This window comes from Agrobacterium tumefaciens, assembly GCF_005221385.1.
Classification (GTDB): Bacteria; Pseudomonadota; Alphaproteobacteria; order Rhizobiales; family Rhizobiaceae; genus Agrobacterium; species Agrobacterium tomkonis.
The window spans coordinates 857,191-876,846 of sequence record NZ_CP039904.1; the positions used below are offsets into that span (position 1 = coordinate 857,191).

Sequence of the window (19,656 nt, forward strand, 5' to 3'; positions counted from 1 at the left end):
ATCGGAGGAAGGAAGCGGCGGCCGCTTCCTTCCAATATCACGCCTTCACGTCCTGTCCCTCCGGCTCGTCATCCTCACGCGGAATGCGGAACCACGCGACATAAAGCGCCGGCAGGAAAAGCAGAGTCAGTGCCGTGCCGACCACGATGCCGCCCATCATCGCATAAGCCATCGGCCCCCAGAAAATCTCCCGCGATATGGGAATGAGGGCAAGAGTGGCCGCCGCCGCCGTCAGCATGATCGGCCGCATGCGGTGCTCGGTCGCCTCGACCACCGCGCGCCAGGCCGAGACGCCCTCGCTTCTCAGATGCTCGATCTGGACGACGAGGATGACCGAGTTGCGGATCAGGATGCCGATCAGCGCCAGCACGCCGAGGATGGCGACGAAGCCCATCGGCGCATTGGAGAGAAGCAGCGCCACCACCACGCCGATCAATGCGGTCGGCGCCACGGCGAAGACGAGGAACAGCCGGCTGAAGCTTTGCAGCTGCAGCATCAGAATGGTCGCCATCGCAAACAGCATCAGCGGTACTACGGCAACGATCGGCGCTTGCGAATCCGCGCTGGATTCCACCGAACCACCCGTTTCCAGCTTGTAGCCGACGGGAAGTGTTTTCTGGAACGCCTCGATCTTCGGCTTCAGCTGCTCGACGATCGTTGCAGGCTGCGTCGGGCCGATAATGGCGGCCTTGACCGTGATCGTCGGGATCCTGTCGCGGCGCCAGATGGTCGGCTGTTCCAGTTCGTAGCGGAAATTGGCGATAGCCGACAGCGGCACGGCCTTGCCGTTGGTCGCCGGCAATTGCAGGTTCTGCAATGTCTCGATGGAGCCGCGCTCCGACATCTGCGCCCGCGCCACCACATTGACGAGATAGATGTCGTCCCTGACCTGGGTAACTGTGGAACCTTCGACAATGCTGTTCATGGCATTGGCGATGTCTTCCGACGAGACGCCCAGCTGGCGGGCCTTGTCCTGCAGAACGTCAACCTTGACCACACGCGTCGGCTCGTTCCAGTCCATGACCATGTTGGACAGCAGCTGGTGTTCGCCGACGATGCCCGACAATTGTTGTCCAAGCTCACGAACCTTCTGGATATCAGGACCGCTCAGGCGATATTGCACCGGTTTCCCGACCGGCGGGCCGATATCAAGCAATTTCACGAAGGCATCGGTGCCGGTGAAGGTCCGGTTCAGGTAATCCTGCAACTCGGCACGCACCTTGTCACGCACATCCAGCCCCTTGGTGACGATGACCGTCTGGCCGAAAGTGACATCAGGCGTCTGCACGTCGAAGGACAGGATGAAACGCGGCGCGCCTTCGCCGACATAGGTCGTCCAATGATCGATATCCGTATTCTTGGCCAGCATCTCCTGTTCGAACTGCGCCATCTGCCGGTTGGTTTCGGCAATCGAGCTGTTCTGCGGCAGGTTCCAGTCGACAATCAGCTCCACGCGGTCGGATGACGGGAAGAACTGCTGCTGCACGAGGCTCATGCCTCCGACGGAAAGACCGAACAGCGCAATGGTCAGAATGATCGTCACCCAGCGCCAGCGCAGCGCCCGGCCAAGAAGCCACGAAAAGCCGGAGGCGAAACGGCCCTTCTTTTCGTGATGCGATTTCATCGTCTTCGGCAGGATCGTCACGCCGAGCAGCGGCGTGAAGAGCACCGCGACGATCCACGACACGACCAGCGAAACCGCAATCACCACGAAGAGCGTGAAGGTGAACTCACCCGCCGCGCTGTTGTTGAGACCGACGGGAATGAAGCCGGCGACGGTGACCAGCGTACCCGTCAGCATTGGGAAGGCCGTCGAGGTATAAACATAGGTCGCCGCTTTTCTGAGATCATCGCCGACCTCCAGCCGCGCGACCATCATCTCGACGGCGATCATCGCGTCATCGACAAGCAGCCCCAGCGCAATGATGAGGGCGCCGAGCGAGATGCGTTGCAGCGAAATGCCGGTATATTCCATGTAAACGAAGGTGATCGCCAGCACGAGCGGGATGGAGACGGCAACCACCATGCCGGCCCTGAGGCCAAGGCTGATGAAGCTGATGACGAGAACGATGGCGATCGCTTCGAAGAGAGCCGAAGTAAAGCCCGATACCGCCTCGTCAACCACGGCGGGCTGATCGGATACCCGGTGCAGATCAACACCGATCGGCAGGTCCGCGACGATGCGCTTCATCTGCGCATCCAGCGCCTCGCCGAAATGCACGAGGTTCGCACCGGTTTTCATGCCAATGGCAAGACCGATGGCCGGCTGGCCGTTAAAACGGAACAACGAAGATGGCGGATCGACATAACCGCGCCGGATCGTCGCCACTTCCGTCAGCGGGAAGAACCGGTTGTTGACGCGCAGGTTGATGGACCGCAGGCTGTCTTCCGAGGTGAACTGGCCGCTGACCCGCAACGCCACACGCTCAGGACCGGCATTAACGAAACCAGACTGGGTAACGGCGTTCTGGGATTGCAGCGTCTTGATGATCGACTGCTGGTCGATGCCGAGCGCTGCGATCTGCCGCGTCGAAAATTCGAGATAGATCGCCTCGTCTTGCGCGCCGATCACATCCACCTTGCCGATATTGTCGACGGTCAGAACCTTCGCACGGGCATCCTCCACCAGATCGCGCAATTGCCGCTGGCTGAGGCCATCACTGGTGAAAGCGTAGATATTGCCATACACGTCGCCGAAACGGTCATTGAAGAAAGGACCGACGACGCCCGAGGGGAACTCGCCCTTGATATCGCCGATCATGTTGCGCACCCGCACCCATGTCGGTTCAACGTTCCTGGCCTTGGTTTCCGGCACCAGCTCCACGAAGATCGTCGTGCGGCCGGCCACCGTCTGGCTGCGCAGATGGTCGAGATTATCGAGTTCCTCGAGTTTCTTCTCGATCCTGTCGGTCACCTGCCGGGCCACGTCTTCTGCCGAAGCGCCGGGCCATTGCGCACTGATCACCATCGTCTTGATGGTGAAGTTCGGATCTTCCTCACGGCCGAGGTTGAGATAGGAAAAAACGCCGGCAAGAACGAAAACCAGCATGAAGTACCAGACGAGCGAACGGTGTTCGAGCGCCCAGTCGGAAAGATTGAATTTCTTCACTGACGGACCTCCTGATCGATCCTGATGGCCTGCCCATCCTTAAGCTTGTGAACGCCGGCGCTGGCAACACGCTCGCCGGGTTTGACGCCTCCGGTAATGCGCACGCTGCCGCCGTCAACCGGCTCGCCCGCTATCGTAACCGGGCGTAGCGTCACCGTTGCCGTATCGGCATTGACGATCCAGACGCCCCATCCATTATCTGTTTTCAGCAAGGCTGATGCCGGAAGCGCAATCTGCGGTTCTGATGCGGCAAGCACCGAGGCCGTGACGACGGAGCCCAGCCGGAAGGCAGCGGGCGCATCCTGCAGGCTGATTTTCGTGCGGCGCGTGCGCGTCGCCGTTTCGGCCTCAGGCGCGATTTCGCGCACCACACCGGTGGTGCGGATTTTCGGATCGAGCTGCAGGGCGATCTCGAAGGTCGAGCCGATTTCCAGCCGCTGCGCCGCAAATTGCGGAACATCCACCACCACATCGCGCACTTCCGGGCGGGCGATAGTCACAACTGTCTGACCGGCCGAAACGACCTGGCCGATTTCGCCCGAAGTGGCGGTTACCACCCCGTCAAATTCCGCGCGCAGCTGCGCATAACCCAGCTGCTCTTCGGCCTTGTCCAGATTTGCCCGAGCCTTGGCAACGGCGGCATTGGCGGTACGGGTGGCCTGCTCGGCCTCTTCAAGTGCTGCTTCCGTGCCGCTGCGGGCCTCGGCCAGCACGCGCTGGCGCTGTTCGGTCGTCACCGCATTGGCGAGCTGCGCTTCGGCATTGGAAAGATCGGACTGCGCGCTTTTCACCGACAGTTCGAGCGCCAGCGGATCGATCGAAGCAACCACATCACCCTTCTTGACCAAATCGGCCACATCGACGTTGCGGGCGATGATTCGGCCGAGAACGCGAAAACCGAGATCGGTCTGGATGCGCGATTCCACCGTGCCGGTGAGCCGCAGCGCATCGGCAGATTTTTCTTCCACCACAACGGAGAGTACCGGGCGCGGTGCCTCCGCTGCAGCTTCCTGCTTTTCCTGGCAGGACGAGACCGCGATTGCCGCAATGAGCAAAAACAAGCTTCTGTTTATCCTGAACATTATTGTGCCTGCCCCTTTTCATAGGCGACCTTTTCACCGGTTCGCAGAAATTTGGTCCCGACGGTGACGACGATATCGCCGGGGTTGAGCCCGTCCGCGACGACAAATTGGCCGGTCTCGTAGTCGGCGACCTCGATCCGTCGTATGGCGATTTCCGAAGATTGCGGATCGACAACCCAGACGGCGGGAAGACCGTTCTGCGACGTCATCGCCGACCATGGAAGTTCGATGGCATCGACCTGTTTGAAGCGGAAATGGCCGGATACGGGCGCGCCGAGCGGCATGGTCAGATCGCCGTTGAGGCCAACCTTGACCCTGATCGTCCCATTATCCGGATCGATCGTCGGGGAAATCTCCCGCACCGGCGCCGCAACCGTACGGGACGGATCCGACAGGAGGCTGACATTGACGAGATTGTCGATATCGCGCTCGAGGAACAGCGATTCGTAGACGTCGAAAACCGCATCGCGTGGCCCGTCATGCGCCAGCGTGAAGACGAGTTGAGCGGCCTGCGCCACCTGGCCAACCTCGACATTACGCGCCGTGATCACGCCATCCGCATCGGCTCTGAGTTCGGTATAGGAAAGCGCATCGCGGGCCGTATCGAGTTGCGCCTGCGCCGATCTCACCGCGCCCTGCGTGGTGAGCAGGGTTTCCTGGGCCTTGTCGACAACAGAGCGCGAGGTCACCTGTGTCTTGAAGAGGCTCTGCTGACGGTCGAACGTCAGTTGCGCCTGCGTCTGCTGCGCTTCGGCCGATTGCAGGTTGGCAAGCGCCACATCAATGTCGGCCTTCTGCTCTTCGGGATCGATGCGGGCGAGCAATTGCCCGGTCGTCACCCGCGCTCCCACATCCACCAGCCGCTCGGTGATCTTGCCGCTGACCCGGAAGGACAGGTCCGTCTGAACCCTTGCCCTCACTTCGCCGGTGATGACGCTGCCACGATCGACCGGCTTTTTCACCGCCGCGACCACGTCGACGGTCCGCAGCGGCTTTTCGGCCGGCCGCTCTTCATTGCTGCAGGACGACAGGGCAAAAACACTGCCAACCGCAAGCGCGATAAGAATGGTTTTCATGGTGACCTCTTGATCTTTGCCCCATCCTATAATATTTGACTGACTGAATAGTCAATGAAATTCTTATGCCGTCGATCCGGAAACCGTTCGGCGCCGGAATCCCGGATGGTGATCGAAGATTTGCCCGGAGCGTTCTTGGGAGACACCGGGAATAGGCTGACAGAATGAACCACGCACCACCTGCAAAAATCGATTCCGGTTTTCGTACCGGTGCGATAGGCAGGCCACCTATTACGTCCGCCGCTCACGACGGATAGAAGGGCACGCGCCGAAAATACCTGAGGAGCCGGGGTCATGACGAAAACAAAACTGACACGTGCAGAACAGAAGATACAACGTCCGTTGCAAATTCTCGATGCCGCATTTGAGGAATTCACCAAAAGGGGGTTTACGGCAACGCGGGTCGAAGACATTGCCGACCGGGTGGGGGTGACGAAGGGGACGGTCTATGTCTATTTCGAAACCAAGGAAGCCCTTTTTGCGGCAATGATCGAGCATGTCGGCAAGCCTTTTCAGGAGGCTTTCAAAGCCTATGCCCGTACCTCCGACGATCCCGTCGAGGAGCTTCGCCTGCTGCTCGAATTCCTGTTCGAAAACCTTGTCGATGACAGGCGGATGCGGGAACTGTTCCGCTTCGTCGTTGCGGAGGGCGCGAAGTTCCCTGATCTCATCGACCACCACCATGATGTCCTGATGGCGCCGGTGCTGGGGCGCATCAATATGATCCTCGATGAGGGCGTGGCGAAAAAAAGGTTCAGGGCCAATCCGCCCGAACTCGCCAAGGTCGTCATGTCACCCATGGTCGGAACATTGGTTTTCCGGCTGATTTTCGACGATCGGCGCAGTCTGGACAGGCAGGCCGTTCTGAAAGTTCATCTCGACCTGCTCATGCGCGGACTGCTGGCGTAACCCCCCGTCATCCTGCTTTCAGCCGATGCCACCAATGCAGACATATTTGAGTTCGGTATATTCTTCGATGCCATGGCGAGATCCTTCCCGCCCGAGCCCCGACATCTTGACCCCGCCGAACGGCGCCTCGGCCGTGGAAATCGCCCCCGTATTGACGCCAACCATGCCGTATTCCAGCGCCTCGGCAACCCGGAAGACTCGCGAGAGATCACACGCATAAAAATAGGAGGCAAGGCCGAAATCGGTATTGTTAGCCTGTGCGATCACATCCGCTTCATCCTCGAAACGGAAGAGCGGGGCAAGCGGCCCGAAGGTTTCCTCCCGCGCCACCTGCATGCTGGCATCGACGTTACGCAGGATCGTCGGCTCAAAAAAATTGCCGCCCAACACGTGTTTTTTGCCGCCTGTGGCGATCTCGGCGCCTTTCGAAAGCGCATCGGCAATATGTGCTTCCACCTTGGCAATGGCGTTGCCATCAATAAGTGGACCGAGAATGCTTGCCTCGTCCAGCCCGTTGCCAACGTTCAACTGCGCGACGGCTCGCGCGAATTTTTCAGCGAAGGCGTCATACACGCCGCCCTGCACATAAAGTCGGTTGGCGCAGACGCAGGTCTGGCCATTGTTGCGAAACTTGGCGATCAGTGCCCCTTCCACGGCTGCATCGAGATCCGCATCGTCAAAAACGATGAAGGGCGCATTGCCGCCGAGTTCCAGACCCAGCTTCTTGATCGTCGGCGCGCATTGCCGGTAGAGATGTTCTCCCGTGCGCGTCGAGCCGGTGAAGGTCAGAAGGCGGATATCCGGACTTGCCGTCATCACGCCGCCGATTTCCGCGGCAGGTCCTGTCAAGATACTGAAAAGTTCGAGCGGCAGGCCCGCGCGCTGGGCGAGGATGGCAAGAGCGATAGCTGAAAAAGGCGTCTGCGGCGCGGGTTTCAGCACCACCGCGCAACCCGCGGCCAAGGCCGGACCGACTTTACGGGTAATCATGGCATTGGGAAAATTCCACGGCGTGATGGCCGCGACCACGCCGACCGGCTGGCGCAGAACCAGAATGCGCTTATCCGGCTGATGGCCGGGCACGGTCTCGCCATTGATACGGCGTGCCTCTTCCGCGAACCATTCGATGAAGCTTGCACCATAGGCAATTTCGCCTTTGGCCTCAGTGAGTGGCTTTCCCTGTTCCAGCGTCAGGATCATGCCGAGATCGTCACGGTTTTCCATGACCAACCGGTGCCACGCCTTCAGGATGGTCGCACGCTCACCAGCCGTGCGGCGCGCCCATGCCTTCTGGGCAATCACGGCGGCAGCGATTGCTTCCTGTGTTTCCGTTGCCCCGAGTTCAGGAACCTGGCCGACGACCTCCCCCGTCGCGGGGTTGCGGATCGTCGCCGTTTCACGACCATCGCAGCCGATCCAGCGGCCGGCCACGGGCACTTTTTCACCCAGGAGTGTGGGATCATTCAGATGCATGAGCCAATCCCTCAACAGAAAACCTGAGCCGACGCCGGATCGAAGGCAAGATGCACGAGATCGCCTCGGTTGAGACCGGAAATCGCGTCGTGGCCAAAGGGCAGCCGCACGGCAAGCGGTTCACCCGAACCGGTATGGGCAACCACGTGGACGTTGTTGCCAAGGAAGGTGATGTCGCTGACCGTTGCCTGAAAACCTGTTGAGGAACCCGGCCGGTTGCGGCTGAGCTGCAGGCGCTCGGGGCGCAGCATCAGCGCCGCCTTCTTGCCCGGTGCGGCCTCGCCATGCATCGGAATATGATCGAAGACGATATCCCGGCCCAGCGACACCGTCGCCTTGCCACCCGATGCGCCAAGGAGATCGCAGGCGATAAAATCGCTGTCGCCGATGAATTCGGCCACGAAGCGGGTGGCAGGATGGGCATAAAGCTCCGGCCCCGTGCCAATCTGGTCGATCACCCCCTTTGAAAACACGGCGATCCGGTCGGAAAGGCGCAAGGCCTCTTCCTGATCGTGGGTGACGTAAAGGATCGTCACTTCCGTCTGCTGGTGGATGCGGCGGATCTCGAACTGGATTTCTTCGCGCAGCTTCTTGTCGAGCGCCGACAGAGGCTCGTCCATCAGAAGTACCGGCGGATCATAGGCTAGTGCCCGCGCAAGAGCCACGCGCTGCTGCTGGCCGCCCGACATTTGCGCGGGCTTCCTGTCCTCGAAACCTTCGAGGCGTACCAGCCGCAGCATTTCTTTCACCTTGGCATCAATTTCCGCCTTGCTCTTGCGGCGGACTTTCAGCGGAAAGGCGATGTTTTCCCCGACCGACAGATGCGGAAACAGGGTGTAGCGCTGGAAGACCATGCCGATATTGCGCTTGTGCGACGGCGTCGACAACAGGCTTTCACCGTTCAGCAGGATGTCGCCCGCGGTCGGCTGCTCGAAGCCGGCCAGAATATAAAGCGTCGTGCTCTTGCCCGAGCCGGATGGCCCGAGAAATGTCATGAACTCACCCGGCTGCACGTCGAGATTGACATCCTGAACGGCGACGACCGGTCCGTATTGTTTGCGGATACCGCGAATTTGCAAGAGCGGTTTGGTCATGTTTTCAGTCCTTTTCGCACAGCCGCGACAAGCAGCATGAGAATGATGGTCACCGCAATGAGAAGCGTGGAGGCGGCGGCGATGACAGGCGTCAGATCCTGACGCAGCGTCGCCCAGATTTTCACCGGCAGCGTCTGCAATGTCGGGCTTGCCATGAAGATTGCCAGCACCACCTCATCCCAGGAGGTCAGGAAGGAGAAGATCGCCGCCGAAAACAGGCCGTGGCTGATGGCGGGCAGCGTGATGCGAATTTTTGCCTGTAACGGAGTTGCGCCGCACAGCACCGCCGCATCCTCTATCGACTTGTCGAAACCCTCCAGCGCACCGGTCAGCGCCAGAATGGAGAAGGGCAGCGCCACGACGAGATGGGCGATGACGAAACCGGCCGTCGTGCCTGCAAGACCGAATTTCAGGAAAAAGGCGTAAAGCGCCACCGCCAGCACCACGACTGGCAGAATCATCGGCGTCATGAATAGCGCGCGCAGAGTGCCGCGCCCGATGAAACGGCCACGCACCAGCCCGAAGGAGGCGACAAGACCGATGAGCACGGACAGAACGGTTACCATCAGCGCGATGCGCAGGCTCGTCCAGGCGGCATCCAGCCATCTAGGGTCAGCGAAGAAATCCGCATACCATTTCAGCGTCCAGCCGGGCGGCGGAAAAATCAGCCATTGCGACGAACCGAAGGACAAAGCGGCGATAAAGATGATCGGGAGGATCAGAAATGCCGAGGTTAGCACGGTGATGAGCAGGAGCAGCCATTTCCAGAGGCCGAGGCTGTTATAGTTCAAAAGCATGTCAGCGCCCCCCTGCCCCGGCCGCGCCGAAGAATTTGAGCTGCACGGCGTAGAGAGTGAGCGTCACCACCAGAAGCACCAGCGCGGCAGCCCCGCCCATGCCCCAGTTGACGAGCGACTGCACGAATTGCGCGATGAGTTCGGCCAGCATCATGTTCGCCGTACCGCCGAGCAGCGCGGGAGTGACGAAGTAACCGAGCGACATGACGAAGACCATCAGCGCGCCGGAGATCATGCCCGGCGCGGCAAGCGGAATAAGAATGCGGATTAGCGCCTGCAAACGCGTTGCCCCACACAGCGCCGCGGCCTGCAGAATGGCCGGGTCGATCTTGCGGATGACGCCGTAAAGCGGAATGATGATGAAGGGCAGCATGATATAGGTCATGCCGATGGTAACCCCGGTGAGATTGTTGACCAGCGGCAAAGGCTGATCGATGATGCCAAGGCCCATCAGCGTCTTGTTCACCACACCCGTGCGCTGCAACAGCACCATCCAGGCATAGGTGCGCGCCAGCAGGTTGGTCCACATCGACAGCAGCAGAATAGCGAAAACGATGGAGGCAAGCCGCGCCGGCATGATGGCAAGCGCCCAGGCAACGGGAAAGCCGATCACCAGCGACACCACCGTTACCAGCGCCGATACCACGAAGGTATTGAAGAAAATCTTCAGATAGGTGGAGCTGCCCAGCAGTGCCGCATAGTTGCCAAAGCCGAAGACGGGTTCGGTAACGCTGCGCGACAAGAGGATCAGAACCGGAACGACGAAGAACAGGACAAGCAGAACCAGCGCCGGCAGGGTGGCGGCAAAATTGCCGGGCCGGAAGGGCATTCGCGCCCTTGCCTTCGTGCTGACTGTTTCATCGGTTAGCGAGACCATGCCCAAACCTCCCCGGACGTGGAAAATTGCGCGGGCGTTTTCGCTGCCCGCGCCGTTATCTTATTTCGCCTGCCAGGCGTACCAGCGCTCGCCGATTTCATCGCGATGCTGTGCCCAGTAGCTCATATCGGCGTCGACCTGGCTTGCGGTTTGCTGATCCGGCAGGGTTTTCGCCGTTTCCGGATCCATCAGCTTGGCGGATTCGATATTAACAGGGGCGTAACCCGTCGCGGTCGCCATATCCGCCTGCGCCTGCGCAGAGGTGGCGAGTGCGATGAATTTCATAGCCGCATCCCTGTTCTTCGTTCCCTTGGGCACGACGAGGGAATCCGCTGCGGTGATATTCTGTTCCCAGGAGGTCGCCACCTTCACGCCGCTTTTCTCAAGCGCCGTCATGCGGCCGTTCCAGACGCTGCCAAAGGGCGCTTCCGCCGATGCTATCAGCTGCTGCGACTGTGCGCCGCCCGACCACCAGATGATATCGGATTTGATCGTATCGAGTTTCTTGAAAGCGCGGTCGAGGTCAAGCGGATAAAGCTTGTCGGCGGCCACACCGTCGGCCAGAAGGGCAGCTTCGATCACGCCCGGTGCGGACCATTTGTAGAAGGTGCGCTTGCCGGGAAACTTTGCCGTGTCGAACAGATCGGCCCAGCTTTTGGGGCAGGCGGCAACGGCATCGACATTGCAGCCGATGACGAAGGAATAATAAAAGCTGCCGACGGAATAATCCGTCACGAAACGTGGGTCGAGTTTGGTCTTGTCGATGACGGAAAAGTCGAGCTTCTCCAGCAGACCTTTCGGTCCGGCCTGCGCGGCATAGTCGCCTTCGACATCGACCACATCCCATGTCACGCCGTTTGCCTCGACCATGGCCTTCAGCTTGCCATAGTCGGTCGGGCCATCCTGAAGCACATTGATGCCGCTCGACACCATGAATTTTTCGGCCCAGGCCGCCTTCTGGGCGTCCTGCGTGGTTCCTCCCCAGCTGGAAAAGACCAGATCATTCGCCTGTGCGGCTGTGCCGAGGGCGAAAAGTGCTGCGCATGTCGTCAATACCAGTTTCGATCTCATGTTCCCTTACTCCGTTTTAGAGCTTGTCGTTGGCATGCACGTCGCGGCCGGCAGCTTTCACCTCAGTGGTGAAAACCGCGCCGGCTTCATGATCTTGTTTTCGGCGACTTCAATGAGGTCACGGATTTTAGGCAGAAACGATAACCAGCGCGGATCGGCCATCAGCTTTGCGCGCCGCTCCTCGCGGTCATCCAGACTGGAAAATGCCCAAATATGGACGATCTCGTTGATTGGGCCGATCTCCGAAAAGAAGTAACCCACCAGTTCGCCGAGGTGGCTTTTCTGGATTTCGATGCCCTCTTCCTCCACGACCTTGAGATAGGCCGGAATGGCGCCGTTCTTCAGCCTGTAGGTTCGTATCTCGTAAAACATCGGCTCACCGCATCACGAAAGGGTCGGGAATCGGGTCGTCAGAGGTGCGCAGCCATATGGTCTTGGTGCGCGTGTAATCGAGCGCCGCCGCAAGCCCGCCTTCGCGTCCATCGCCCGAGAGGCCAAAGCCACCGAAAGGCGCGATCGGCGAGACGGCGCGATAGGTGTTTACCCAGACGATGCCCGCGCGGATCGCCTTCATCAGCCTGTGCGCGCGCGTCAGGTTCTGCGTGAAGACGCCGGAGGCAAGGCCATAGACCGTGTCATTGGCCAGCGCGATGGCTTCCGCTTCGGTTTCGAACGAAACAACCGAAAGAACGGGGCCGAAGAATTCCTTTTCCATGGAGGGCGAACGGATGCCGTCGCAATCAAGAATGGTCGGCCGATAGAAATAGCCGTCACCATCCAAAGGCTCACCACCGGTAACCACCTTCGCACCGGCATCCACCGAAGCAGAAACCAGTGAGACAATGTGCTGGCGCTGGCGCTCGGTCGCCAATGGCCCCACTTCCGTCGCCATATCCAGCGGCGAACCGATGCGGATCGCCTCGGCCTTCGCCGCCAGAATCTGGAGGAAACGGTCCTTGACGCTTCTTTCGATAATCAGCCGCGAGCCGGCGACGCAGCTCTGGCCGGTTGCGGCAAAAATGCCTGCCACCTGCGCATTGGCGGCGCTCTCGAGATCTGCATCAGCGAAAACGAGGATCGGCGACTTGCCGCCGAGTTCCAGCGATGTCGAGGCAAGGTTTTCAGCCGAATTGCGGACGATGTGACGCGCCGTTTCCGGCCCGCCGGTAAAGGCGATATGAGCCACCTTCGGATGGGTGGTGAGCGCGGTGCCGCAGGAGGCACCGAAACCGGTAACGATATTGACGACGCCAGCTGGAAAACCGGCCTCATGCACCAGCCGGGCAAATTCCAGCAGCGGTGCCGGACCATCTTCCGAGGCCTTGACGATGATGGTGCAGCCCGCGGCTAGCGCCGGACCGATCTTGACGGCGGCGAGAAACAGCTGGCTGTTCCAAGGCACGATGGCCGCCACCACGCCAACGGGTTCACGCCGCAGCCAGACATCCATATCCGGCTTATCGATCGGCAGATAAGCGCCCTCGATCTTGTCGGCAAGCCCGGCATAATAGCGATAATAGTCCGCAACATAGGCAATCTGCGCGGAGGTTTCGCGGATGATCTTGCCGGTATCGCGGGTTTCGAGTTCGGCAAGCGTCTTTGCATTTTCCGCAACCAGATCGGCCAACCGGTAGAGCAGCTTGCCGCGCTGTGTCGCCGTCAGTTTCGACCAGGCCACATCTTCGTAAAGTGCCCGGTGCGCGGCATCGACCGCACGGCCGATATCCGCTTCCCGGCTTTCCGGCATTTCCGCCCACGCCGTGCCGGTTGCCGGATCAAGGCTTGAAAAGCTGGCCTCGCCATCTTCGAAACGTCCGTCGATATAGCACTGAAAACGGCGCATCATCTTACTCCGCAAAAGCCGGCATGACATCGGAAAGGAAACGCTCCAGCGAGGCCTTCTTCCGCTCGAAGCTCATGCCAGTGTCGATCCAGAAGGAATATTCGTCGTAACCCATGGCCTCATAGGCTTTAAGCCGGGTAATGACTTCATCGGCATTGCCGACGACATTGTTCTTGCGCATGACGTCGCCGGAAAGCATGGCGTTTGCCGCGATATCCTCTGGCGCAATGCGCTCGATGAGGCCCTGATGAACAGGCTTTTCGTTTTTGAACCACGCGAAGAAATAATTGTAATAGACACTCATCTCATGCGCCGCCTGGGCGATATCGGCTTCATCGGAACCGACATAGGTGTGGCGAAGCAGCATGATTTTCGGCCGCTGTTTTTCCGGGTTCTTGGCGCAGGCATCGTTGAAGCGGCCCATCAGGGTTTCCACCTCGTCATCGCCCTGCCAGAGTGGCGTCACCTGCACGTTGCAATCATTGGCGACAGCGAATTCATGCGAATTCGGATCGCGCGCCGCTACCCAGATTGGCGGGAAGGGCTGCTGCAATGGCTTGGGAGCAGAGGTCGTGGCCGGAAATTTGTAGAACTCACCGTCATGCGCATAGTCCCCCGCCCACACACCTTTGACGGCCGGGATCAGCTCGCGCATGCGCTGGCCGGCGCCCCAGGCATCGAGGCCCGGAAGCAGCCGCTCATATTCAAACGAGTACGCGCCTCGGGCAATGCCGATATCGAGACGGCCGTCGCAGATGAGGTCGGTCATCGCCGCTTCGCCGGCAAGCTTGATCGGATGCCAGAAGGGCGCAATCACCGTGCCCGTCCCGAGACGCGCCGTCTTGGTGCGCCGCGCCAGATCGGCAATCGTCACGAAGGGGTTCGGGGCAATGGTGAAATCCATGCCGTGATGTTCGCCGGTCCAGATGGCATGCATGCCGCCACGATCGGCGATCTCGCAAAGGGTGACGAGCTCCTCATAGAGCGTCTTGTGATCCTGCGATGCGTCCAGCCGTTCCATATGGACGAAGAGCGAAAATTTCATGGGTTTGCCCCCTTCATGGAAATGGGATGCACCTTGCCGGCGGTCTCGTTGCCGACATAGACACCAAAATTGCCAATGGAACTTTCCAGCGCGAAACGATTGACGATATCCGCCGTCGCGGCGGAATCGAATTTTGTAGAGCCAAGCGCACTCGGCAACAGGAAGCGCCCCTGACGCGGCGCATCATCACCCTCGGCAAGTGCGTGGTAGACGATGTGCTGGCGTCCATCCGTCTTGTTTTCATAAACGGAGTAGAGAAAGCCGGTCCTGACGGAGAGGCCCGTCAGTTCCTCAAGGCGCGACGTCAACGCCGCAACGGGATCACCGCCTGCGACAACGCAGCCGGGCAGCGACAGCACATCATCGCCAACGAGGTAAATCTCTCCGCGCCGTTCCAGCACCGCGCCAACGGTAATTTCGCCCTCGGCTGCCGCCGAGACCGCCTTGGCGGCCAGCATAGGCGTGAAATAACCGCCCCGCGCATAACCGAGACCGTTCAGACCGCTATTGTCGAAAGCACCGATGCGCCCGAGCAGGATGACATGATCACCCGCCTCGATAACCTCCTGCATCGTGCATTCGAACCAGGCCGCGACATCGGCGAAGACAGGTGATCCCTGCGGTGCATCCGACCATTCCGCGGCAGCGAAACGATCCTCCACCGGGCGGGCGAAGGTGTTGGAGAGGTCCTTCTGGTTTTCCGACAGAATATTAACGGCAAAATTTTTCGCACCGGTCATCGTCGCGAAATTGCGCGAGGTGCGGGCAAGGCAGATCAAAAGCAGCGGCGGATCGAGCGAAACGGAAGTGAAGGAATTTGCGGTAAAGCCAACGGGCTTTCCCGCGTCATCCCGCGTGGTCACGATCGTTACTCCCGTCACGAAAGCGCCGAATGCGTCGCGCAAAGCGCGCGGGTCAAGGGTTGCAACAGTCATTGCGGCTCCTCCTCAATAGCCAGCCATTCGGCCATCAGTGCATTGACAGTTTCAGGGGCGGTCAGATTGACCATATGCCGGTGCGCCTCAACGATGCGAGCGTAACCGCGTGGCGTGATCGCCGCCATCTGCTCGGCCATCAGCGGCGTCGAATTCGGATCGTCGGAACCGGTCAGGAAGAGCGCGGGGCAAGCGACCGAAGGCCAGCGATCCGCATAGGTCTCATCCCCGCCCGCAAAGGCCGTGTAGGCAACTGCGTAACCTTCCGGGTCGACCATTTCCAGCCAGCCGCGTGTCAGTTCCCGCGCATGCTGACTCTTGGCGTCATCGCCGAACCAGCGCAGCAGTGGACCTTCCTTGTCCACGCCCTCGGTGCGAATTGCCGCCGCACGGGCAAGCACCGCTGCCTTTGCCACCGGATCACGGCGATAGACGCCGTTCAGGTAACCGACGCGCGCAATGCGATCTCCGAAGGTTGCTGCCGCTCCGCCGGAAATCAATGCGCCCATGGAATGGCCGGCAACATTGGCGCGTGCAATCCGCATATCGTCAAGAAAACGGCCGAACCAGCCGACAAAATCCGTAAGCGTGCTGCCTGCAGCCAAGCACGCGCTACCGCCATGGCCCGGCATATCGACCGCGATAACGCGGTGTGTTCTGGAAAAAACTTCGATCTGCGGTTCCCAAGCTTCAAGCCGCATGCCGACGCCGTGGATGAGGATCAGGTCCTCACCCGCACCGGCCTCGAAGTAAGCCGCCCCGCCCTCGGTCGTCTTGCGAGGGAGCGCGGCAGCACCTGCCTTTGCAACATTGACCCGTGAGGTGGTGGCGGCCTCCTGCATTACATCACCCTCAAACGCCGGCCGGGTTGGCAACATCCTGACCGAGATCCTGCAGATCCTGGTAACGGTCGCCAATGCGGTGGTGGGGCCGGCCGCCAACCGAAGCGCCGAGTGCGACGACGATCTCATCGGCGGCCGGGGCATCGGGAATGGCGGTCTGAATGGTCAGATAATGCGAACGGCGGCCTTCATCATTCTTGTCCATCAGCGGGATCATGATCGGTGCATTGCCCGGACCACGGGTGTTGCAGAAGGCCAGGTAAGATTTCGCGCCAACCGCCTGGCGATAGTGATTGCCGAACCGCAGCGTGTGAATGAGCGCGGACGCATGCTCGATCTCACCGTCGAGACCGACAACCGCTGCCTTGCCATAGGCCTCCACCGCCTCGCCCGAGCCGACGGCATCGAGGATCATCTTCGTCAGCAACTCACCGAGCACCGGCGCGCCCGCATGGATTTCCGGCTTCAGGTTTTCCACGAAGCCTTTGCCTGCCCAGGGGTTTTTCACGACCGCAATCGCGCTGAACAGCTTCAAGGGCGTAGCGGCAGTCTTGCCTCCCTCAATCAACGTCGTTTCGACCTGCAGCAAGGTCTTGCGGATCTGGATGGACATGGGCGTTTTCTCCGTAAATATGATGTCTTATGGTATGCCATAATACATTGCTGTCAAGGGCCGGGTGATTTTCGTTTGAAAAATCGAAAATCTTGAAATTTAACAACGTGTTACGACTTAAAATTCCGCGATGCGTCCGTCATAGGCAAGCTCATACAGACGCGTCATTTCGGCAACTGTGGGCACCCGGGGGTTATTTGCCGGCGTGCCGGAAGCGAGGCCCTGGCGCACCATTTCAGGCAACAGTTCGAGATAGCGGCTCCTGTCGATGCCGAACTCTTGCGGGGTCGGCACCTTCAGCCGCCTGTTCAGGCCGATGAAGGCCTCCACCAGCTTCGTGCCGGCAATCTGGTCGCTATCCGCCGCGCTGGCACAACCCAGCGCGCGGGCGGCGGCGGCATAATGCGGCAAAGCGGAATTCAGCGAAAACTGCGTGACCAGTGGCAGCACCATCGCATTCGACATGCCATGTGGCACATGGAAAAAAGCACCGACCGGCCGGCTGAGACCATGGATCAGCGCAGTCGATGTATTGGAGACGGCAAGCCCGGCATGGGTTGCGCCCAGCATCATCGCTTCACGCGCATCCCGGTCATCAGGATTATTAGCCACCTTCTCAAGATTTGCCCCAATCAGCTTCAGCGCGGAAAGCGCCAGCGCTTCGGAATGGGCATTGCCGTTGCGGTTGACCAGCGCCTCCAGCGCATGGGTCAGCGCATCGATGCCAGTATCGACGGTGACGCGGTAAGGGCAGCTCAGCGTCAGCTCGTAATCGATGATGGCGGCGACCGGCAAAGCTGCGGTACCGAGGATCAGCATTTTTTCGCTCGCGACCGTATCGGTGACGACGGCGGCGCGTGTCACTTCCGATCCGGTGCCAGCGGTGGTGGGGATAGCAATCACCGGCATGACGGCGAAATCCACGATCCGCGGCACCTTCAGTGCACGCAAGTCTTCACCGCTGGTCGCGACGATGGCGCCTGCCTTTGCGGTATCCATGGCGCTACCACCGCCGAGGGCGACAAGACCATCATGACGACCTTGGGAAATGCGCTTCACCAAAGCAGTGATCGATATGTCCGTGGGGTCCTCAACGACCTCGGAGAAAATGGCGCCGTCTATGCCTTCGCCTGGAAGCGCCTGCAAAAGCGCATCGGCATGGCCGAGCTTCTGCATCACGGGGTCACAGACGAGCAGAGGACGATTAACCCCGAGCGATTTCAGCATGGCAGGCAATCGGAAGCGGCTGCCGCCGCCGATCAACATTTCGCGGGGCATCAGGACACGGTTTATCATTGCAGTTCTCCGCCACTCTCATTCTGCGTTGTTCGGAACGGCCGAAGGCCATGTGGCCTGAAGCGGAATATGGTTATCCCGCTCAGGCAGACATGAGCCTAGTGCGCCAGGATTTTCGACAGGAACGAGCGGGCGCGCTCCGTCTTCGGATGGGTGAAGAAGCTGTCGCCCTCACCGATCTCAACGATCTCGCCGCCATCCATGAAGACGATGCGGTCCGCCACCTTGCGGGCAAAACCCATCTCGTGGGTTACCACCATCATCGTCATGCCCTCCTGCGCCAGCGAAACCATGACGTCGAGCACCTCGTTGATCATTTCCGGATCGAGCGCCGATGTCGGCTCATCGAACAGCATGGCGACCGGGTCCATCGCCAGCGCGCGGGCAATGGCAACGCGCTGCTGCTGGCCACCCGACAATTGGCCGGGATATTTCTTGGCATGCGCCGTCAACCCCACCCGTTCGAGAAGGGCATTTGCCTTGGCAAGCGCTTCCGCCGGTGAACGGCCCAGAACCTTCTCCTGCCCGATGCAGAGATTTTCAAGGATCGTCATATGCGGGAAAAGTTCGAAATGCTGAAACACCATGCCCACCTTGGAGCGCAGTTTCGGCATATCGGTCTTCGGATCTGTCACCTCCACGCCGTTGACCGTGATGACGCCGTTGCCGATCGTCTCCAGCGCATTGACGCATTTGATCAGCGTCGATTTGCCGGAACCGGAAGGCCCGCAGATCACGACAACTTCGCCCTTGGCGACATTCAGGCTGCAATTGGTCAGAACCTGAAAATTCGGGCCGTACCATTTGTTGACGGATTGTAGTTCGATCATGCTGATTGCTTGCGACATCGGACCGTTCCTTAATGCACGTCAGTTGACATGGGGCCATAGGCCTTGCCGAACCGCTTTTCGATCCGGCGCTGGATAAGTTCCCAGGCGGTCGTCATGGCGAGGTAATAAAGGGCTGCGACCATAAAGAGCTCAAGAACCAGGAACTTTTCCTGAATGAGTACCTGCGTGCGGCGCAGAAGCTCTTCCATGGAAATGATCGAGGCGATCGACGTCGTTTTGAGCACGCCGTTGACGGAGTTGCCAAGCGGCGGAATGATGATGCGGAAGGCCTGAGGCGCAACGATGTAACGCATCACCTGCGCCTCAGTCATCCCGATGGCACGGGCCGCGTTGATCTGGCCCTTTGGAACGGCGGCGATGCCTGCCCGGACGATTTCCGACAGATAGGCTGCTTCGCAGAGCGACAGGCCGATCAGCGTTGATTGCAGAACCGTCAGCTTGATGCCGATCTGCGGCAGACCGGTATAGATGATGATGAGCTGCACCAGAAGCGGCGTGCCGCGAAAGATCCAGGTGTAGAAATAGGCCGGCCCGGACAGGAACCGGTATTTCGACATGCGCATCACCGCGATGACAAAGCCCAGTGCAAGACCCGCCGTCATGGCAAAAACCGTGAGGCCGAGCGTCACCAGCGCGCCCTCGAACAGATAATAATTCGTCAGATATTCGAAGAAACCTTCCCAGTTCCAACCCTTCACGTCTTTCTCCAATTCATGCGGGAACGGTCGCGGCGAGAGCTTTCC

At 59.8% G+C, this 19,656-nt stretch carries 18 protein-coding genes; 1 reads left to right on the forward strand and 17 read right to left on the reverse strand.

What is annotated here, in order from left to right; translation table 11 throughout:
• Positions 1–37 precede the first annotated feature (37 nt).
• Genes CFBP6623_RS19135 through CFBP6623_RS19145 form a run of 3 tightly spaced genes read right to left on the reverse strand, consistent with a single transcriptional unit; the run spans position 38 to position 5,267 of the window.
• Positions 38–3,109 (reverse strand): efflux RND transporter permease subunit, encoded by a 3,072-nt coding sequence (locus CFBP6623_RS19135; protein ID WP_046799964.1) that lies wholly within the window; start codon positions 3,107–3,109, stop codon positions 38–40.
• Positions 3,106–4,191: an efflux RND transporter periplasmic adaptor subunit gene (locus tag CFBP6623_RS19140; RefSeq protein ID WP_046799965.1), complete on the reverse strand. Its 1,086-nt coding sequence runs from the start codon at positions 4,189–4,191 to the stop codon at positions 3,106–3,108. Before CFBP6623_RS19140 ends, CFBP6623_RS19135 begins: the two co-directional genes overlap by 4 nt.
• Complete coding sequence (locus CFBP6623_RS19145) at positions 4,191–5,267, reverse strand: efflux RND transporter periplasmic adaptor subunit (protein ID WP_046799966.1); 1,077 nt, start codon at positions 5,265–5,267, stop codon at positions 4,191–4,193. Before CFBP6623_RS19145 ends, CFBP6623_RS19140 begins: the two co-directional genes overlap by 1 nt.
• A 294-nt stretch (positions 5,268–5,561) precedes the next feature.
• On the opposite strand from CFBP6623_RS19145, the gene CFBP6623_RS19150 reads away from it, so the two are divergent.
• Entirely contained in the window at positions 5,562–6,176 is a 615-nt protein-coding gene (locus CFBP6623_RS19150) for a TetR/AcrR family transcriptional regulator (protein WP_046799967.1), read from the forward strand.
• Between the two features lie 18 nt (positions 6,177–6,194).
• Here CFBP6623_RS19150 and CFBP6623_RS19155 read toward each other — a convergent pair whose 3' ends face one another.
• The 14 genes from CFBP6623_RS19155 to CFBP6623_RS19220 form a co-directional block, all read right to left on the reverse strand.
• Positions 6,195–7,649: an NAD-dependent succinate-semialdehyde dehydrogenase gene (locus CFBP6623_RS19155; RefSeq protein WP_046799968.1), complete on the reverse strand. Its 1,455-nt coding sequence runs from the start codon at positions 7,647–7,649 to the stop codon at positions 6,195–6,197.
• Positions 7,650–7,660: 11 nt separating this feature from the next.
• Complete coding sequence (locus tag CFBP6623_RS19160) at positions 7,661–8,743, reverse strand: ABC transporter ATP-binding protein (protein ID WP_046799969.1); 1,083 nt, start codon at positions 8,741–8,743, stop codon at positions 7,661–7,663.
• Positions 8,740–9,540 carry an ABC transporter permease gene (locus CFBP6623_RS19165; RefSeq protein WP_046799970.1) on the reverse strand — a complete coding sequence of 267 codons (801 nt, stop codon included), beginning with the start codon at positions 9,538–9,540 and terminating at the stop codon, positions 8,740–8,742. The genes CFBP6623_RS19160 and CFBP6623_RS19165 overlap by 4 nt, the downstream gene beginning before the upstream one ends.
• 1 nt (position 9,541) lies before the next feature.
• Positions 9,542–10,369, reverse strand: coding sequence for an ABC transporter permease (locus CFBP6623_RS19170; protein ID WP_046800038.1), 828 nt, complete (start codon positions 10,367–10,369; stop codon positions 9,542–9,544).
• Between the two features lie 108 nt (positions 10,370–10,477).
• Positions 10,478–11,488, reverse strand: a complete 1,011-nt coding sequence (locus CFBP6623_RS19175) for an ABC transporter substrate-binding protein (RefSeq protein WP_046799971.1) — start codon at positions 11,486–11,488, stop codon at positions 10,478–10,480.
• A 57-nt stretch (positions 11,489–11,545) separates the two neighbouring features.
• Positions 11,546–11,860 (reverse strand): NIPSNAP family protein, encoded by a 315-nt coding sequence (locus tag CFBP6623_RS19180; RefSeq protein ID WP_046799972.1) that lies wholly within the window; start codon positions 11,858–11,860, stop codon positions 11,546–11,548.
• Positions 11,861–11,864: 4 nt separating this feature from the next.
• The gene (locus CFBP6623_RS19185) at positions 11,865–13,331 is read right to left on the reverse strand and encodes an aldehyde dehydrogenase (protein ID WP_046800039.1); all 1,467 of its coding nucleotides are present in this window, start codon (positions 13,329–13,331) and stop codon (positions 11,865–11,867) included.
• Positions 13,332–13,335: 4 nt separating this feature from the next.
• Positions 13,336–14,376 carry an LLM class flavin-dependent oxidoreductase gene (locus tag CFBP6623_RS19190; protein WP_046799973.1) on the reverse strand — a complete coding sequence of 347 codons (1,041 nt, stop codon included), beginning with the start codon at positions 14,374–14,376 and terminating at the stop codon, positions 13,336–13,338.
• The gene (locus tag CFBP6623_RS19195; protein ID WP_046799974.1) at positions 14,373–15,311 is read right to left on the reverse strand and encodes a flavin reductase family protein; all 939 of its coding nucleotides are present in this window, start codon (positions 15,309–15,311) and stop codon (positions 14,373–14,375) included. Before CFBP6623_RS19195 ends, CFBP6623_RS19190 begins: the two co-directional genes overlap by 4 nt.
• Positions 15,308–16,153, reverse strand: coding sequence for an alpha/beta fold hydrolase (locus tag CFBP6623_RS19200; protein WP_080842856.1), 846 nt, complete (start codon positions 16,151–16,153; stop codon positions 15,308–15,310). The genes CFBP6623_RS19195 and CFBP6623_RS19200 overlap by 4 nt, the downstream gene beginning before the upstream one ends.
• A 10-nt stretch (positions 16,154–16,163) precedes the next feature.
• Positions 16,164–16,766 carry an amino acid synthesis family protein gene (locus CFBP6623_RS19205; protein WP_046799976.1) on the reverse strand — a complete coding sequence of 201 codons (603 nt, stop codon included), beginning with the start codon at positions 16,764–16,766 and terminating at the stop codon, positions 16,164–16,166.
• A gap of 117 nt (positions 16,767–16,883) precedes the next feature.
• Positions 16,884–18,062: an iron-containing alcohol dehydrogenase gene (locus CFBP6623_RS19210; RefSeq protein WP_046799977.1), complete on the reverse strand. Its 1,179-nt coding sequence runs from the start codon at positions 18,060–18,062 to the stop codon at positions 16,884–16,886.
• A gap of 98 nt (positions 18,063–18,160) precedes the next feature.
• On the reverse strand, positions 18,161–18,892 hold the full coding sequence (locus CFBP6623_RS19215) for an amino acid ABC transporter ATP-binding protein (RefSeq protein WP_080843233.1): 732 nt from the start codon (positions 18,890–18,892) through the stop codon (positions 18,161–18,163).
• 29 nt (positions 18,893–18,921) lie between these two features.
• Positions 18,922–19,611 carry an amino acid ABC transporter permease gene (locus tag CFBP6623_RS19220; RefSeq protein WP_046799979.1) on the reverse strand — a complete coding sequence of 230 codons (690 nt, stop codon included), beginning with the start codon at positions 19,609–19,611 and terminating at the stop codon, positions 18,922–18,924.
• Positions 19,612–19,656: the final 45 nt, after the last annotated feature.

Bases quoted from the DNA above. Each gene is read 5' to 3' on its own strand.
- CFBP6623_RS19140 (WP_046799965.1), bottom strand. From the start codon at position 4,191: ATGTTCAGGATAAACAGAAGCTTGTTTTTGCTCATTGCGGCAATCGCG.
- CFBP6623_RS19145 (WP_046799966.1), bottom strand. From the start codon at position 5,267: ATGAAAACCATTCTTATCGCGCTTGCGGTTGGCAGTGTTTTTGCCCTG.
- CFBP6623_RS19150 (WP_046799967.1), top strand. From the start codon at position 5,562: ATGACGAAAACAAAACTGACACGTGCAGAACAGAAGATACAACGTCCG.
- CFBP6623_RS19155 (WP_046799968.1), bottom strand. From the start codon at position 7,649: ATGCATCTGAATGATCCCACACTCCTGGGTGAAAAAGTGCCCGTGGCC.
- CFBP6623_RS19160 (WP_046799969.1), bottom strand. From the start codon at position 8,743: ATGACCAAACCGCTCTTGCAAATTCGCGGTATCCGCAAACAATACGGA.
- CFBP6623_RS19165 (WP_046799970.1), bottom strand. From the start codon at position 9,540: ATGCTTTTGAACTATAACAGCCTCGGCCTCTGGAAATGGCTGCTCCTG.
- CFBP6623_RS19170 (WP_046800038.1), bottom strand. From the start codon at position 10,369: ATGCCCTTCCGGCCCGGCAATTTTGCCGCCACCCTGCCGGCGCTGGTT.
- CFBP6623_RS19175 (WP_046799971.1), bottom strand. From the start codon at position 11,488: ATGAGATCGAAACTGGTATTGACGACATGCGCAGCACTTTTCGCCCTC.
- CFBP6623_RS19180 (WP_046799972.1), bottom strand. From the start codon at position 11,860: ATGTTTTACGAGATACGAACCTACAGGCTGAAGAACGGCGCCATTCCG.
- CFBP6623_RS19185 (WP_046800039.1), bottom strand. From the start codon at position 13,331: ATGCGCCGTTTTCAGTGCTATATCGACGGACGTTTCGAAGATGGCGAG.
- CFBP6623_RS19190 (WP_046799973.1), bottom strand. From the start codon at position 14,376: ATGAAATTTTCGCTCTTCGTCCATATGGAACGGCTGGACGCATCGCAG.
- CFBP6623_RS19195 (WP_046799974.1), bottom strand. From the start codon at position 15,311: ATGACTGTTGCAACCCTTGACCCGCGCGCTTTGCGCGACGCATTCGGC.
- CFBP6623_RS19200 (WP_080842856.1), bottom strand. From the start codon at position 16,153: ATGCAGGAGGCCGCCACCACCTCACGGGTCAATGTTGCAAAGGCAGGT.
- CFBP6623_RS19205 (WP_046799976.1), bottom strand. From the start codon at position 16,766: ATGTCCATCCAGATCCGCAAGACCTTGCTGCAGGTCGAAACGACGTTG.
- CFBP6623_RS19210 (WP_046799977.1), bottom strand. From the start codon at position 18,062: ATGATAAACCGTGTCCTGATGCCCCGCGAAATGTTGATCGGCGGCGGC.
- CFBP6623_RS19215 (WP_080843233.1), bottom strand. From the start codon at position 18,892: ATGATCGAACTACAATCCGTCAACAAATGGTACGGCCCGAATTTTCAG.